Source organism: Pseudomonas sp. Tn43 (assembly GCF_014192635.1).
Lineage (GTDB): Bacteria > Pseudomonadota > Gammaproteobacteria > Pseudomonadales > Pseudomonadaceae > Aquipseudomonas.
This window is the reverse complement of record NZ_JACHYG010000019.1, coordinates 12,859-28,547: the sequence shown is the minus strand read 5'-3', so window position 1 is coordinate 28,547 and position 15,689 is coordinate 12,859. Positions and strand designations below refer to the sequence as shown.

Here is a 15,689-nt window from a genome sequence, read left to right as displayed (position 1 = left end):
CACTCCGCTATCGCAGGCAAGCCAGCTCCCACAAGGGGCGGTGTCGGTCTGAAGAGTTACTTCAGCGCCGCAAGAACCTTGTCCGGGTCATACCCGCGAATCAATACACCGCCGAGCATCAATTGCGTCGCTTGAGCTGATCGGTCAGTTGGGTTGGCAGGCCTTTGATGATGAGCGTACCGGCTTCTTCGTCGTATTCGATCTTCGAGCCCAGCAAGTGCGCTTCGAAGCTGATGGACAAGCCCTCGGCGCGGCCGGTGAAGCGACGGAACTGATTCAGGGTGCGCTTATCGGCAGGGATCTCGGGCGACAGGCCGTAGTCTTTGTTGCGGATGTGATCGTAGAACGCTTTCGGGCGCTCTTCGTCGATCAGCCCGGACAGTTCTTCCAGGCCCATGGGCTCGCCCATTTTTGCCTGGCTGCTGGCGTAATCCACCAGGGTCTTGGTCTTCTCGCGCGCAGACTCATCCGGCAGGTCTTCGCTTTCGACGAAGTCACTGAAGGCCTTGAGCAATGTGCGGGTTTCACCGGGGCCGTCGACGCCTTCCTGACAGCCGATGAAGTCGCGGAAGTACTCCGAAACCTTTTTGCCATTCTTGCCTTTGATGAACGAGATGTACTGCTTGGACTGCTTATTGTTCTGCCACTCGGAGACGTTGATCCGCGCTGCCAGGTGCAACTGGCCAAGGTCCAGGTGTCGCGAGGGGGTCACGTCCAGTTGCTCAGTCACCGCCACGCCTTCACTGTGGTGCAAGAGGGCAATGGCCAGGTAATCGGTCATGCCTTGCTGGTAATGCGCAAACAGCACGTGGCCGCCCACAGAAAGGTTCGACTCTTCCATCAGTTTTTGCAGGTGTTCCACTGCCACCCGGCTGAAGGCTGTGAAGTCCTTGCCGCCGTCGAGGTATTCCTTCAGCCAGCCGCTGAACGGATGCGCCCCGGACTCGGCATGGAAGAAACCCCAGGCCTTGCCTTGTTTGGCGTTGTAGCTCTCGTTGAGGTCGGCAAGCATGTACTCGATGGCGCTGGACTCGGCGAGCTCGGAATCGCGGGCATGAAGAACTGCGGGTGTGCCGTCGGGTTTTTTGTCGATCAGGTGGACGATGCAATGACGGATCGGCATGGGCTTCTCGGCTGATTGAAGAGAGGAGGGCGTGCTCCCCGAAAAAGCGCCAAGTGTACCGCAATCGCTGGTTTTGGCATGGTGCCTAGGGCAATTTGCAGCGGTGTGCCGACCCTTATGCAGTTTTTTACCGATTTAAAGCAATAAAGCTGACCAAATGGGTAGCTAGAGGCGGATATTTCCCCGTCTCTGTGCTAGTTTTGCCCGGTCTTACGCGAAGTCACTGCGTTAAGCGTGCATTCAGCATTTGTCAGGTCGAACCAAACCCTGATTTCGGTATCTATAACCCCGACTCGTCGAGGTTATACCGAGGGTGCCAGATCCAGAAGATCGGGCTCGATGGCTGACACTGCACTCTGCAATCCATATGAATTTGATAGGGAAGGAACACTAAATGGCTCTTACTAAAGACCAACTGATCGCCGACATTGCTGAAGCTATCGACGCGCCAAAAACCACCGCGCGTAACGCTCTGGACCAACTGGGCCAAATCGTTGCTGATCAGCTGGAAAACGGCGGCGAAATCACCCTGCCAGGTATCGGCAAGCTGAAAGTGACTGAGCGTCCTGCCCGTACCGGCCGTAACCCTTCGACTGGCGCTGCCATCGAAATCGCTGCCAAGAAAGTTATCAAGCTGGTTGTGGCCAAAGGCCTGACCGACGCTGTTAACAAGTAAGACTTGTCAGAAAAAACCGTGCTCCGGAGTCATCCGGGCACGGTTTTTTTGTGCCTGCGATTTGATCAATCACTGAAAAGAACTGTAGGTGCTGTCGAGTGAAACGAGGCTGCGATCTGTTGATCTTGTTTCAGAGTCAAGATCAACAAATCGCAGCGTGCCAGCTCCTACACAGTTAGCGCGTCCAGCGCTCACGACGCCAGATCTGCTGTTCGGATTTGGTCTGGAAGGTCCAGGCCACGAAGCGGCTTTGTTTCTGCCCTTGCGACATTTCCACCACCTGGCTTTCCAGCCCGCCGGCCTTCTTCAGCGCCGTTTCGATGGCGGGCAGGTTCGACGCTTTCGACACCAGTGTGCTAAACCACAACACCTTGTGCTGGAAGTTTGCGCTCTCGGCGATCAGTTGCGTCACGAAACGCGCTTCGCCCCCTTCACACCACAGCTCGGCCGATTGACCACCGAAGTTCAACACCGGCAGTTTGCGTTTCGGGTCGGCACGACCCAAGGCACGCCATTTACGCTCGCTGCCCTTGGTCGCTTCTTCCAGCGAGGCGTGGAACGGCGGGTTGCACATGGTCAGGTCAAAGCGCTCGCCCGGTTCCAGCAAGCCAATCAGGATGTGCTTGCGATTTTCCTGCTGACGCAGCTGGATAACCTTGTTCAGCCCATTGGACTGGACGATGGCTCTGGCGGCAGCCACGGCAGTGGGGTCGATCTCTGAACCGAGGAAATGCCAGCGGTATTCGCTGTTACCGATCAGCGGGTAAACGCAGTTGGCGCCCATGCCGATGTCCAGCACGTTGACGATGGCGCCGCGCGGGACCTTGCCGTCATTCATGCTGGCCAGCAGATCAGCGAGGAAATGCACGTAATCGGCACGGCCCGGTACCGGTGGGCAAAGGTAGTCGGCCGGGATGTCCCAATGTTCGATGCCATAGAACGCCTTGAGCAACGCCCGGTTGAACACGCGCACCGCATCGGGGCTGGCGAAATCGATGCTTTCCTTGCCGTACGGGTTGGTGATCACGAACTTCGCCAGTTCTGGCGTGGTCTTGATCAGCGCCGGGAAGTCATAGCGACCCTGGTGGCGATTGCGCGGGTGCAGGCTGGCCTTTTCACGCGGCTCTACGGCTCTGGCCGGGGTCGCAGCATCGGGCTTCTTGCGCGCAGGTTTGGGTGTGCGGGGGGCGTTCATGGGTGTGGTCGATTCGGGTATGGCTGAAAGTGGCGGGTATTGTCCCACAGACAATGGCCGCGCGGTGGATCCCGTAGGAGCGAGGCTTGCCCGCGAAGAAGGATAGCCGCGGTGTATCTGTTGAACCGCGTCATCATTCTTCGCGGGCAAACCTCGCTCCTACAGAAGGGGGGTAGTGTTTGGCGGGCATAAAAAAGGGAGGCCATTGCGGCCTCCCTTTTTCATTGCAGCTTGCCGTTACAGGCTGGCAATCCGCGCATGCTGCTCAGCCAACTTGCCCAAAGCCTGTTCGGCCTCAGCCAGTTTGGCGCGTTCCTTCTCGATGACTTCGGCCGGGGCCTTGTCAACGAAACCGGCGTTGGACAGTTTGCCGCCGACGCGCTGGACTTCGCCCTGCAGACGCAGGATTTCTTTGTCCAGGCGTGCCAGCTCAGCACCCTTGTCGATCAGGCCAGCCATTGGCACCAGCACTTCCATCTCGCCAACCAGAGCGGTAGCGGACAGCGGCGCTTCTTCGCCAGCCTTCAGAACGGTGATCGATTCCAGACGCGCCAGCTTTTTCAGCAGCGCTTCGTTCTCGGTCAGACGGCGCTGGTCTTCAGCGCTGACGTTCTTCAGGTAGATCGGCAGTGGCTTGCCCGGGCCGATGTTCATTTCGCCACGGATGTTACGCGTGCCGAGCATCAGGCCTTTGAGCCATTCGATGTCGTCTTCGGCGCCCTGATCGATACGGGCTTCGTTGGCCACTGGCCAAGGTTGCAGCATGATTGTCTTGCCTTCGATACCGGCCAGCGGCGCGACGCGCTGCCAGATTTCTTCGGTAATGAACGGCATGAACGGGTGCGCCAGACGCAGGGCGACTTCCAGCACTCGCACCAGCGTGCGACGGGTGCCGCGCTGACGTTCGAGCGGGGCGTTTTCGTCCCACAGCACAGGCTTGGACAGTTCCAGGTACCAGTCGCAATACTGGTTCCAGATGAACTCGTACAAGGCTTGTGCGGCCAGGTCGAAACGGAACTGATCGAGCTGACGGGTCACTTCGGCTTCGGTGCGTTGCAGCTGCGAAATGATCCAGCGATCCGCCAGGGACAGCTCGTAGGCTTCGCCGTTCTGACCGCAGTCCTCGCCCTTGTCCAGCACGTAGCGCGCAGCGTTCCAGATCTTGTTGCAGAAGTTGCGATAGCCTTCGACGCGGCCCATGTCGAACTTGATGTCGCGGCCGGTCGATGCCAGCGAGCAGAACGTGAAGCGCAGGGCGTCGGTGCCGTAGCTGGCGATGCCGTCGGCGAACTCGTCGCGGGTCTGCTTCTCGATCTTCTTCGCCAGTTTTGGCTGCATCAGGCCGGAGGTGCGTTTGCGCACCAGTTCTTCCAGCTCGATGCCGTCGATGATGTCCAGCGGGTCCAGGACGTTGCCCTTGGACTTGGACATCTTCTGGCCCTGGCCATCACGCACCAGACCGTGCACATAAACGGTCTTGAACGGAACCTGCGGCGTGCCGTCTTCGTTTTTCACCAGGTGCATGGTGAGCATGATCATCCGGGCAACCCAGAAGAAAATGATGTCGAAACCGGTCACCAGCACGTCGGTGGAGTGGAATTTCTTCAGGAACTCGGTCTGCTCCGGCCAGCCGAGCGTGGAGAAAGTCCACAGGCCCGAACTGAACCAGGTATCCAGAACGTCGTTGTCCTGTTGCAACGCAACGTCCGGGCCAAGGTTGTTCTTGGCACGCACTTCGGCTTCGTCGCGACCGACATAGACCTTGCCCGACTCGTCGTACCAGGCCGGAATCCGATGGCCCCACCACAACTGACGGCTGATGCACCAATCCTGGATGTCGCGCATCCACGAGAAGTACATGTTTTCGTATTGTTTTGGCACGAACTGAATGCGGCCGTCTTCAACCGCAGCGATGGCCGGCTCGGCCAATGGCTTGGTGGAAACGTACCATTGGTCGGTCAGCCACGGCTCGATGATGGTGCCGGAGCGGTCGCCTTTCGGCACTTTCAGGGCGTGATCGTCGACGCTGACCAGCAGGCCGGCGGCTTCGAATGCGGCCACGATCTGTTTGCGCGCTTCGAAACGGTCGAGGCCGGCGTATTCGGCCGGGATCTTGCCGTCGATGCTTTCGTTGAGCGTGCCATCGAGGTTGAACACCTGGCAGGCCGGCAATACGTGGGCATTCTTGTCGAAGATGTTCAGCAGCGGCAGGTTATGGCGCTTGCCGACTTCGTAGTCGTTGAAGTCGTGGGCCGGGGTGATTTTCACACAACCGGTGCCGAATTCAGGGTCGCAGTAATCGTCGGCGATGATCGGGATGCGGCGGCCAACCAGCGGCAGCTCGACAAATTTGCCGATCAGGGCTTTGTAGCGTTCATCGTTCGGGTTAACGGCCACGGCGGCGTCGCCGAGCATGGTTTCCGGACGCGTGGTCGCGACGATCAGATAATCCTTGCCTTCAGCGGTTTTGGCGCCATCGGCCAGCGGGTACTTCAGGTTCCACAGGAAACCTTTCTCGTCATGGTTTTCCACTTCGAGGTCGGAAATCGCCGTGTGCAGCTTGGTGTCCCAGTTGACCAGGCGCTTGCCACGGTAGATCAGGCCGTCTTCGTGCAGGCGCACGAACGCTTCTTTAACCGCTTCCGAGAGGCCGTCGTCCATGGTGAAGCGCTCGCGGCTCCAGTCCACGGACGAGCCCAGGCGGCGGATCTGACGGCTGATGTTGCCGCCGGACTGATCCTTCCATTCCCAGACTTTCTCGAGGAATTTTTCGCGGCCCAGATCGTGGCGGTTCTGGCCTTGGGCTTCGAGTTGACGCTCCACCAGCATCTGCGTGGCGATACCGGCGTGGTCGGTACCCGGCTGCCAAAGGGTATTGCGACCCTGCATGCGGCGGAAACGGATCAGGGCATCCATGATCGCGTTGTTGAAGCCATGACCCATGTGCAGGCTGCCAGTGACGTTCGGCGGCGGGATCATGATGGTGTAGGACTCGCCCGCGCCTTGCGGGGCGAAGTAATTCTCAGACTCCCAGGTGTTGTACCAGGAAGTTTCAATGGCGTGTGGCTGGTAGGTCTTATCCATGCGCGGCGGGACCCTATTGGCATTTAATCAGGAAAAGCCGGCAAGTATAGCGGGGGGGGCAGCTACAGGCTACAAGCCACAAGCTGCAATAGGGAGCCCGGCTTTTGCTTTGACTTTTGCTAGCAGCTTAAAGCTTGCCGCTTGCAGCTGCGGCGAGAAGCCGTTCCATCCTCGCATCAAGACGGCGTTTAATTTCGGTTTCAATATGCGGGGCGAAGTCGTCGATCACGTCTTGCATGATCAATAGCGCGGCGGCACGCAGTTCGCTGTCCAGGTGCAAAAGAGCGTCGGGGCTATTGCTCGTGGCAGGCGACGGTTGCGCGGCCGGGGCGGGCGGCGGTGTCGTTTCGACCGGTTGCGGCGCATTGCCGACCGTGTCGAACAGCATGGGGATCTGTTCCTGATCACCTTCAATGACCGTGTCGGTCAGCAAGGGCGGTTGCAGGTTGTCATCGCCAAGCAATTGGCGGATCGATTCGAGGTCATCCAGCAGATTCGCGGAATTTTGCTGCGGTTTTGGAGTGTCCATCGGAAGGCTCAAAGTCGCTGTAAACGGTGATCTTGCAGAGAATAGCCCTGTTCGCGGTAGAAACGGAAACTCTCCCGCGCCGCCGAACGAATCGTCGGATCTTCCACCACCACTTCCGCCACGCGGGCGAACTGTTTGGCAAATACCGGGACTTTCAGGTCGAGATTGACCAGCAGGTCCTGATGCTGACCGCAGTCATCGCCAAGACCCAGGACAATCAAACCCTGCGGCTCGCTTTCAGCGGGGCCGTGGGGCACGAAACTCTCGCCTTTGAAGGCCCATAAACGCGCATCGAGGTCATCACGCTGGGCGGCATCGCTGCAATGCAGGTAAATACGGTGGCCCATACGCCAGGCTTTTTCGGTGAGCTTGCAGGCGAAATCCAGCCGTGCCGAAGGATCGGCGCTGGGCAGGATATAGAAGTCGACTTTGGTCATTGCGGTTCCTGAGCCACAGGCGGCGCCACGGGTCAGTGACACCGCTCGGGGTCATCGGTTTCAGGCGTTGGCGCGGTCCAGCAGGTATTGGGTCAGCAGGGGCACCGGACGGCCAGTGGCGCCCTTGTCCTTGCCGCCGCTGGTCCAGGCAGTGCCGGCGATGTCCAGGTGCGCCCAGTTCAGGTTCTTGGTGAAGCGCGACAGGAAGCAGGCCGCGGTGATGGTGCCGGCTTTCGGGCCGCCAATGTTGGCGATGTCGGCGAACGGGCTGTCCAGCTGTTCTTGATATTCGTCGAACAGCGGCAGTTGCCAGGCGCGGTCGTCGGCGGATTGGCCGGCGCTCAGCAGCTGGCCGATCAGTTCGTCGTTGTTGCCCAACAGGCCCGAGGTGTGAGAGCCCAATGCGACGACACACGCACCGGTCAGGGTGGCGATGTCGATCACCGCTTGCGGCTTGAAGCGTTCGGAGTAGGTCAGGGCGTCACATAGCACCAGACGGCCTTCGGCGTCGGTGTTGAGAATTTCCACGGTCTGGCCGCTCATGGTGGTAACGATGTCGCCCGGACGCGAAGCGTTGCCGCTCGGCATGTTCTCGGCGCAAGCCAGGATGCACACCAGGTTGATCGGCAGTTTCAGCTCGAGCACGGCACGCAAGGTCCCGAACACGCTGGCGGCGCCGCCCATGTCGTACTTCATTTCATCCATGCCGGCGCCCGGCTTGAGGCTGATGCCGCCGGTGTCGAAGGTGATGCCTTTACCGACCAGTGCGTACGGTTTCTCGGATTTCTTGCCGCCGTTGTATTGCATCACGATCAGGCGCGGTGGCTGGGCGCTGCCCTGGCCGACGGCGTAGAACGAGCCCATGCCCAGGTCCTTGATCTTCTTTTCATCGAGGACTTCGACTTTCAGGCTCTTGAATTCTTTGCCCAGGTTCTTGGCTTGCTCGCCCAGGAATGTGGGGTGGCAGATGTTTGGCGGCAGGTTGCCCAGGTTACGGGTGAAGGCCATGCCATTGGCGATCGCGGTGGCATGGACCACGGCGCGTTCCACTTCGGCCTGGGCTGCCTTGATGGTCACCAGAGTGATTTTCTTCAGGGAGAGCGGGTCGGCTTTCTGGCTCTTGAACTGGTCGAAGGTGTACTTGCCATCTACCAGGGTCTCGGCCAGCAGGCGGGTCTTGCCGTAGCTGTCGCGACCTTTGACCACGACTTCGTCCAGGGCCAGTACTGCATCGCTACCGCCCAGGCCTTTGAGGGTGTTGAGGATGCCAGCGATGATTTTGCGGAACGGGCGATCGCCCAGCTCCTCATCCTTGCCCACGCCCACCAGCAACACGCGCTCGGCCTTGAGGTTGGGCAGGCTGTGCAACAACAGGCTCTGGCCGACTTTGCCGGCCAGGTCGCCGCGCTTGAGCACGGCACTGAGGGTGCCACCGCTCAGCTCGTCGAGTTGTTTGGCAACGGCGCCGAGTTTGCGGCCTTCGCCGATGGCGACCACCAGCGTGGCGGTCTTCAACGTTTCCGGGCTAACGCTTTTTACAACCAGTTCCATGTCTGGATCCCTGAATTAATGGTCAAAGTGCGCGACGCGCAAAGGCTTGCTTATAAATAGAAGGACGCCGGTGCAGTGCCAGCGACAAAGGCGGCAGTTTGAACCTCGCTACCGGCGCCTGACAACCCTCGGTCGTGCGAACTTCCGTGGTTCAGGTCTCTGCTTGAGCGTGCGCAGTGACAGGCGCACCCAATCACAGGATAATGCGCCATCTTTTTCGGCGGCTCTGCCCTGCGGGCCGACCGATACGTTTGTTTGTTTGGCCGCTTAGCCTGACAACCCTGGAGTGTCTGGTTTGATTGTCTTCCGTTATCTATCCCGCGAAGTCCTGTTGACCTTGAGCGCCGTCAGCGCCGTGCTGCTGGTCATCATCATGAGCGGACGCTTCATCAAATACCTCGCCCAAGCGGCCTCTGGCGCCCTGGATCCGGGCTCGTTGTTCCTGATCATGGGCTTTCGTCTGCCGGGTTTCCTTCAGCTGATCCTGCCTTTGGGGCTGTTTCTCGGCATCCTGCTGGCCTACGGTCGTTTGTACCTCGACAGCGAAATGACTGTGCTGTCGGCCACCGGCATGAGCCAGCAGCGGCTGTTTCGCATCACCCTGTTTCCGGCCACGCTGGTTGCGCTGGTGGTGGCCTGGTTGAGCCTGAGCCTGGCGCCACAAGGTGCCAATCAGTTCCAGCTGCTGTTGAACAAACAGGACGCACTGACTGAATTCGATACCCTTGAACCCGGCCGTTTCCAGGCTTTGCGCGACGGTACCCGGGTTACCTACACCGAGCAATTGTCGGATGACCGCGTCAATCTGGGCGGCGTGTTCATTTCGCAAAAGAATGTGAGTTCCGACAAAAAGGATCGCGGGATTTCCGTACTGGTGGCCGAGAAGGGCCGTCAGGAAATTCGCCCCGACGGCAATCGGTATCTGATTCTCGACAACGGCTATCGCTACGACGGCAATCCGGGGCAGGCCGATTACCGCGCCATCAAATACCAGGAGTACGGTGTATTGCTGCCCAAGCCGGACGTCAGCGACGAAGTCACCGATCGCGACGCGATGACCACTCGCTCCCTGTTGGGCAATGACGACATCCGCTCACGCACCGAGCTGCAATGGCGCCTGTCTTTGCCGTTGCTGGTCTTCATTGTGACCCTGATGGCGGTGCCGCTGTCGCGGGTCAATCCGCGTCAGGGCCGTTTCCTCAAGCTGCTGCCGGCGATTCTTCTTTATATGGCTTACCTGTCCATCCTGATTGCCGCTCGCGGCGCCCTCGAAAAGGGCAAGATCCCGGCGGCATTGGGCTTGTGGTGGGTGCATTCGATCTTCCTGGCCATTGGCCTGGGATTGCTGTACTGGGAGCCTTTGCGCTTGAAGATGGCGAGTCGCCGCAGTGCGCTGGAGGTGGCCCGTGGATAAGCTCGATCGCTATATTGGTAGCAGTGTGTTCATGGCGATCCTGGCGGTTCTGGGGATCATTCTGGGGCTGGCAACGTTGTTTGCCTTCATCGATGAGATGGGTGACGTCAGCGATACCTACACGCTGGTGGATGTCCTCAGCTATGTGTTGCTGACTGCGCCGCGCCGTCTGTACGACATGTTGCCGATGGCGGCGCTGATCGGTTGCCTGATCGGCCTTGGCAGCCTGGCCAGCCACAGCGAACTGACCATCATGCGCGCTGCGGGCGTGTCGCTCGGGCGTATCGTCTGGGCGGTCATGAAACCGATGCTGCTTTTGATGGTGGTGGGGCTGGTGATCGGTGAATACGTCGCGCCGGCAACGGAAGTCACCGCTCAGGCCAACCGTTCACTGGCCCAGGGCAGTGGTGATGCGCAAAGCGCCAAGCACGGTCTGTGGCACCGCCAGGGGGACGAATTCATTCACGTCAATTCCGTGCAACCCAATGGGCTGCTGTACGGCGTGACCCGTTATCGCTTCGACGATCAACGCCACATCCTGTCTTCAAGCTTCGCCAAGCGCGCGGAATTCGACACGGATCACTGGCAGCTGAGCGACGTCACGACCACGTTGTTCCATGAAAAGAACACCGAAGTGGTGACGACTCCGGTGGAGCGTTGGGAGGTCGCGCTGAGCCCGCAACTGCTGAGCACTGTGGTGATGGCGCCGGAATCATTGTCGATCACCGGTCTGTGGAGTTACATCCACTACCTGGCTGACCAGGGTCTGAGCAACGGTCGGTACTGGCTGGCATTTTGGGTCAAGGTGTTGCAGCCGTTGGTGACCGCCGCCTTGGTGCTGATGGCGATTTCCTTCATCTTCGGCCCGTTGCGTTCGGTAACCCTCGGTCAGCGGGTGTTTACCGGTGTGCTGGTGGGCTTCACCTTCCGCATCGTCCAGGATTTGCTCGGGCCTTCGAGCCTGGTATTCGGTTTCTCGCCGTTGTTTGCGGTGCTGGTGCCGGCCGGCGTCTGTGCCCTGGCCGGGGTCTGGTTGTTGCGCCGGGCCGGTTGATCAAGGGTTTCTCTTGACCATGATGGTCGCTCGAAACGCCCCTGTCGCAAGACCGGGGCGTTTTTGTATCCGCCGTCTGACCTGCGAACGTGACGCTTGCGCCGTGGATCAGGTACAATTCCCGGCTATTTTTCGGCGGGCTATGCCTGCAGCCTTTTTGAGTGTTGATCCGTGAGTGATTTGAGTCATATCCGCAATTTCTCCATCATCGCCCACATTGACCATGGCAAGTCGACGCTGGCCGATCGATTCATCCAGATGTGCGGCGGTCTTGCCGAACGTGAAATGGAAGCCCAGGTGCTGGACTCCATGGATCTTGAGCGTGAACGCGGGATCACCATCAAGGCCCACAGCGTCACTCTTTATTACACCGCCCGCGATGGCATCAAGTACCAGCTGAACTTCATTGACACCCCCGGCCACGTCGACTTCACCTACGAAGTCAGCCGGTCGCTGGCGGCCTGTGAAGGTGCGTTGCTGGTGGTCGATGCCGGTCAGGGCGTTGAAGCCCAGTCGGTCGCCAACTGCTACACGGCAATCGAGCAAGGCCTGGAAGTCATGCCAGTGCTGAACAAGATCGACCTGCCTCAGGCCGATCCGGATCGCGTCAAAGAAGAAATCGAAAAAATCATCGGCATCGATGCCACTGACGCGGTCGAGTGCTCTGCCAAGACCGGTCTGGGCGTCGATGAGGTGCTCGAACGCCTGGTAACCACGATTCCTGCGCCGACCGGCAACTACGAAGATCCGCTGCAAGCGTTGATCATCGATTCCTGGTTCGACAACTACCTGGGCGTTGTTTCCCTGGTACGCGTGCGTCACGGTCGTGTGAAGAAGGGCGACAAGATCCTCGTCAAATCCACCGGCAAGATCCATCTGGTGGACAGCGTCGGCGTCTTCAACCCCAAACACACTGCCACCGTTGACCTGAAGGCCGGCGAAGTAGGCTTCATCATCGCTGGTATCAAGGATATTCACGGCGCACCGGTTGGTGACACCCTGACCTTGAGCTCTACGCCAGACGTTGAGGTGCTGCCAGGCTTCAAACGCATTCAGCCGCAAGTGTATGCCGGTCTGTTCCCGGTCAGCTCCGACGACTTCGAAGATTTCCGTGAAGCGCTGCAAAAGCTCACGCTCAACGACTCCTCCCTGCAATACACCCCGGAAAGCTCCGACGCACTGGGCTTCGGCTTCCGTTGCGGGTTCCTCGGCATGCTGCACATGGAAATCATCCAGGAGCGCCTGGAGCGCGAGTACGACCTGGACCTGATCACCACCGCGCCGACGGTAATCTTCGAGCTGCTGCTCAAGACCGGTGAGACGATCTACGTCGATAACCCGTCGAAACTGCCGGACCTGTCTTCGATCGAAGACATGCGTGAGCCGATCGTGCGTGCCAACATTCTGGTGCCGCAAGAACACCTGGGCAACGTCATTACCCTGTGCATCGAAAAACGCGGTGTGCAGGTCGACATGCTGTTCCTTGGCACTCAGGTACAAGTGACTTACGACCTGCCGATGAACGAAGTGGTGCTGGACTTCTTCGATCGCCTGAAATCCACCAGTCGCGGCTATGCTTCGCTGGATTACCATTTCGATCGTTACCAATCGGCTAGTCTGGTGAAGCTGGACGTACTGATCAACGGCGACAAGGTCGACGCCCTGGCGTTGATCGTGCACCGTGACAACGCGCACTACAAAGGTCGCCAGTTGACCGAGAAGATGAAAGAACTGATTCCGCGGCAGATGTTCGACGTGGCAATCCAGGCCGCCATTGGCGGGCAGATTGTGGCGCGAACAACCGTCAAGGCGCTCAGAAAGAACGTATTGGCCAAATGCTACGGTGGTGACGTCAGCCGTAAGAAAAAGCTGCTGGAAAAGCAAAAGGCCGGTAAGAAACGCATGAAGCAGGTCGGTAACGTGGAAATTCCACAGGAAGCCTTCCTTGCCGTGCTCAGGTTGGATAGTTAGGTCCTATGTCACTAAATTTCCCGCTGTTGCTGGTCATCGCCGTATTCGTCTGCGGCCTGTTGGCGTTGCTCGATCTGCTGTTCCTGGCGCCACGGCGCCGGGCTGCCATTAACTCTTATCAGGGTAGCGTCAGCCAGGCTGACATGGTGGTGATCGAGAAACTGAACAAAGAGCCGCTGCTGGTCGAATACGGCAAGTCGTTCTTCCCGGTGTTGTTCATCGTACTGGTGCTGCGTTCGTTCCTGGTGGAACCGTTCCAGATTCCTTCCGGTTCGATGAAGCCGACCCTGGACGTCGGCGACTTCATTCTGGTGAACAAATTTTCTTACGGGATCCGCCTGCCGGTGATCGACAAGAAAGTCATCGAAGTCGGTGATCCGCAGCGCGGCGATGTGATGGTGTTCCGCTACCCGAGCGATCCGAATGTCAATTACATCAAGCGAGTGGTGGGCCTGCCGGGCGACCAGATTCGCTACACAGCCGACAAGCGTCTGTTCGTCAACGGTGAGTCGGTTGCCGAACAATTGGTCGGCTCCGAGCCGGGCACGTTGGGCAGCGCTGAGCTCTACAAGGAAAAACTCGGCATCGCCGAGCACCTTATCCGCAAGGAAATGAGCCGCTACCGCGCAGCGCCGGATCGTTCGTGGACGGTGCCTGCCGGGCACTACTTCATGATGGGCGACAACCGCGACAACTCGAACGACAGTCGCTACTGGGATGATCCGAGTATTCCCAAGAATCTGCTGGGCATGGTTCCCGACAAGAATATCGTCGGCAAGGCCTTCGCAGTCTGGATGAGCTGGCCGGAACCCAAACTCAGTCACCTGCCGAATTTCTCGCGGGTTGGCCTGATCAAGTAATCACACACGGCGCTGTTGACCACAGCGCCGAATGCTTTTCTGGAACCGCCACAATCGGCACCGGATGCATGAAAAACAATGATATTCAGGACGTTATTTTTGAACACAGCGTTAATTGTCCCAAGCCTGCGCCGCACCACGGCGATGGCGGTGGAATCCAGCCACGAACTCAGCGTGGGTAAATCGTGAGCCTCTCCTTAAGCCGTCTAGAGCGTCAGCTCGGCTACACCTTCAAAGACCAGGAACTGATGGTCCTGGCCCTGACTCACCGCAGCTTTGCCGGGCGCAACAACGAACGCCTGGAGTTTCTCGGTGATGCCATCCTCAACTTCGTCGCTGGCGAGGCGCTGTTCGATCGCTTCCCGTTGGCCCGCGAAGGCCAGTTGTCGCGTTTGCGCGCCCGCTTGGTGAAAGGTGAGACCCTGGCCGTACTGGCCCGTGGTTTCGACTTGGGCGAATACCTGCGCCTGGGCTCCGGCGAATTGAAAAGCGGCGGGTTCCGTCGCGAGTCGATTCTGGCCGATGCCCTGGAAGCGCTGATCGGTGCGATCTACCTGGACGCCGGCATGGACATGGCGCGTGAGCGCGTGCTGGCCTGGCTGGCCGGAGAGTTCGAAGGCCTGACACTGGTCGACACCAACAAAGATCCGAAAACCCGCCTGCAGGAATTCCTGCAGTCCCGTGGTTGTGAACTGCCGCGTTACGAAGTGGTGGATATCCAGGGTGAGCCGCATTGCCGGACGTTCTTCGTCGAATGTGAAATCATCTTACTGAATGAAAAAAGCCGAGGTCAGGGTGTGAGTCGTCGTATTGCCGAACAGGTAGCGGCCGCCGCAGCACTGATTGCCCTGGGTGTGGAGAATGGCAATGACTGATTCAACCGCAACTCGCTGTGGCTATGTCGCCATCGTCGGCCGTCCCAACGTGGGCAAGTCCACGCTGCTGAACCACATTCTGGGTCAGAAGCTGGCGATCACTTCGCGCAAGCCGCAAACCACCCGTCACAACATGCTCGGCATCAAGACCGAAGGCGCCGTTCAGGCGATTTACGTCGATACGCCGGGCATGCACAAGGGCGGCGAAAAGGCTCTGAACCGCTACATGAACAAAACCGCTTCGGCGGCGTTGAAAGACGTCGACGTGGTGATCTTCGTGGTTGACCGCACCAAGTGGACCGACGAAGACCAGATGGTCCTCGAGCGCGTTCAATACGTGACCGGCCCGCTGATCGTGGCGCTGAACAAGACCGACCGTATCGAAGACAAGTCCGAGCTGATGCCGCACCTGAGCTGGTTGCAGGAACAGCTGCCGAATGCGCAGATCATGCCGATCTCGGCCCAGCACGGGCACAATCTGGACGCGCTGGAACGAGTGATCGCCGAGCACCTGCCGGAAAACGATCACTTCTTCCCGGAAGACCAGATCACTGACCGCAGCAGCCGCTTCCTTGCCGCCGAGCTGGTACGCGAAAAAATCATGCGTCAGATGGGCGCCGAGCTGCCGTACCAGATCACCGTGGAAATCGAAGAGTTCAAGCAGCAGGGCAAAACCCTGCACATCCATGCGTTGATCCTCGTCGAACGTGACGGCCAGAAGAAAATCATCATTGGCGACAAGGGCGAACGCATCAAGCGCATCGGCACCGAGGCGCGCAAGGACATGGAGCTGCTGTTCGACTCCAAGATCATGCTTAACCTGTGGGTCAAGGTTAAAGGTGGCTGGTCCGATGACGAACGTGCGCTGCGTTCGCTGGGTTACGGCGATCTGTAAACCCGGTCTGTGCTGCACCGTAGAA

Annotated in this window: 13 protein-coding genes; 7 read left to right on the top strand and 6 right to left on the bottom strand. The window is 59.0% G+C overall.

The window, feature by feature from the left end:
- Nucleotides 1-118: 118 nt before the first annotated feature.
- A complete protein-coding gene (yejK, locus tag FHW68_RS26075; RefSeq protein WP_183683769.1) occupies nt 119-1,123 on the bottom strand; it encodes a nucleoid-associated protein YejK in 1,005 nt (334 codons plus the stop codon).
- 394 nt (nt 1,124-1,517) lie between these two features.
- Between yejK and FHW68_RS26070 the strand changes: the two genes are divergently transcribed.
- Nucleotides 1,518-1,799: an HU family DNA-binding protein gene (locus FHW68_RS26070; RefSeq protein WP_007905514.1), complete on the top strand. Its 282-nt coding sequence runs from the start codon at nt 1,518-1,520 to the stop codon at nt 1,797-1,799.
- A 175-nt stretch (nt 1,800-1,974) separates the two neighbouring features.
- On the opposite strand, the gene rlmF is transcribed toward FHW68_RS26070, so the two are convergent.
- The 5 genes from rlmF to FHW68_RS26045 form a co-directional block, all read right to left on the bottom strand.
- On the bottom strand, nt 1,975-2,994 hold the full coding sequence (rlmF, locus tag FHW68_RS26065) for a 23S rRNA (adenine(1618)-N(6))-methyltransferase RlmF (RefSeq protein ID WP_183683767.1): 1,020 nt from the start codon (nt 2,992-2,994) through the stop codon (nt 1,975-1,977).
- 237 nt (nt 2,995-3,231) lie between these two features.
- Nucleotides 3,232-6,078 (bottom strand): valine--tRNA ligase, encoded by a 2,847-nt coding sequence (locus FHW68_RS26060; RefSeq protein WP_095632490.1) that lies wholly within the window; start codon nt 6,076-6,078, stop codon nt 3,232-3,234.
- A 127-nt stretch (nt 6,079-6,205) separates the two neighbouring features.
- Nucleotides 6,206-6,607 carry a DNA polymerase III subunit chi gene (locus FHW68_RS26055; RefSeq protein WP_095632489.1) on the bottom strand — a complete coding sequence of 134 codons (402 nt, stop codon included), beginning with the start codon at nt 6,605-6,607 and terminating at the stop codon, nt 6,206-6,208.
- An 8-nt stretch (nt 6,608-6,615) separates the two neighbouring features.
- The gene (locus tag FHW68_RS26050) at nt 6,616-7,044 is read right to left on the bottom strand and encodes a DNA polymerase III subunit chi (RefSeq protein ID WP_183683765.1); all 429 of its coding nucleotides are present in this window, start codon (nt 7,042-7,044) and stop codon (nt 6,616-6,618) included.
- A gap of 60 nt (nt 7,045-7,104) precedes the next feature.
- The gene (locus tag FHW68_RS26045; protein ID WP_183683763.1) at nt 7,105-8,595 is read right to left on the bottom strand and encodes a leucyl aminopeptidase; all 1,491 of its coding nucleotides are present in this window, start codon (nt 8,593-8,595) and stop codon (nt 7,105-7,107) included.
- A 295-nt stretch (nt 8,596-8,890) separates the two neighbouring features.
- On the opposite strand from FHW68_RS26045, the gene lptF reads away from it, so the two are divergent.
- The 6 genes from lptF to era all read left to right on the top strand — a co-directional run bounded on the left by lptF (nt 8,891) and on the right by era (nt 15,664).
- Nucleotides 8,891-10,009, top strand: coding sequence for an LPS export ABC transporter permease LptF (gene lptF, locus FHW68_RS26040; protein WP_095632486.1), 1,119 nt, complete (start codon nt 8,891-8,893; stop codon nt 10,007-10,009).
- A complete protein-coding gene (gene lptG / locus FHW68_RS26035) occupies nt 10,002-11,063 on the top strand; it encodes an LPS export ABC transporter permease LptG (protein ID WP_095632485.1) in 1,062 nt (353 codons plus the stop codon). Before lptF ends, lptG begins: the two co-directional genes overlap by 8 nt.
- Before the next feature lie 171 nt (nt 11,064-11,234).
- A complete protein-coding gene (gene lepA / locus FHW68_RS26030; RefSeq protein WP_095632484.1) occupies nt 11,235-13,034 on the top strand; it encodes a translation elongation factor 4 in 1,800 nt (599 codons plus the stop codon).
- A 5-nt stretch (nt 13,035-13,039) separates the two neighbouring features.
- Nucleotides 13,040-13,894 carry a signal peptidase I gene (gene lepB / locus FHW68_RS26025; RefSeq protein WP_095632483.1) on the top strand — a complete coding sequence of 285 codons (855 nt, stop codon included), beginning with the start codon at nt 13,040-13,042 and terminating at the stop codon, nt 13,892-13,894.
- Between the two features lie 185 nt (nt 13,895-14,079).
- Entirely contained in the window at nt 14,080-14,769 is a 690-nt protein-coding gene (gene rnc, locus FHW68_RS26020; protein ID WP_095632482.1) for a ribonuclease III, read from the top strand.
- A complete protein-coding gene (gene era, locus FHW68_RS26015; protein WP_095632481.1) occupies nt 14,762-15,664 on the top strand; it encodes a GTPase Era in 903 nt (300 codons plus the stop codon). Before rnc ends, era begins: the two co-directional genes overlap by 8 nt.
- Nucleotides 15,665-15,689: the final 25 nt, after the last annotated feature.

Coding starts and splice junctions, on each gene's coding strand:
- yejK (WP_183683769.1), bottom strand. CDS start 1,123: ATGCCGATCCGTCATTGCATCGTCCACCTGATCGACAAAAAACCCGAC.
- FHW68_RS26070 (WP_007905514.1), top strand. CDS start 1,518: ATGGCTCTTACTAAAGACCAACTGATCGCCGACATTGCTGAAGCTATC.
- rlmF (WP_183683767.1), bottom strand. CDS start 2,994: ATGAACGCCCCCCGCACACCCAAACCTGCGCGCAAGAAGCCCGATGCT.
- FHW68_RS26060 (WP_095632490.1), bottom strand. CDS start 6,078: ATGGATAAGACCTACCAGCCACACGCCATTGAAACTTCCTGGTACAAC.
- FHW68_RS26055 (WP_095632489.1), bottom strand. CDS start 6,607: ATGGACACTCCAAAACCGCAGCAAAATTCCGCGAATCTGCTGGATGAC.
- FHW68_RS26050 (WP_183683765.1), bottom strand. CDS start 7,044: ATGACCAAAGTCGACTTCTATATCCTGCCCAGCGCCGATCCTTCGGCA.
- FHW68_RS26045 (WP_183683763.1), bottom strand. CDS start 8,595: ATGGAACTGGTTGTAAAAAGCGTTAGCCCGGAAACGTTGAAGACCGCC.
- lepB (WP_095632483.1), top strand. CDS start 13,040: ATGTCACTAAATTTCCCGCTGTTGCTGGTCATCGCCGTATTCGTCTGC.
- era (WP_095632481.1), top strand. CDS start 14,762: ATGACTGATTCAACCGCAACTCGCTGTGGCTATGTCGCCATCGTCGGC.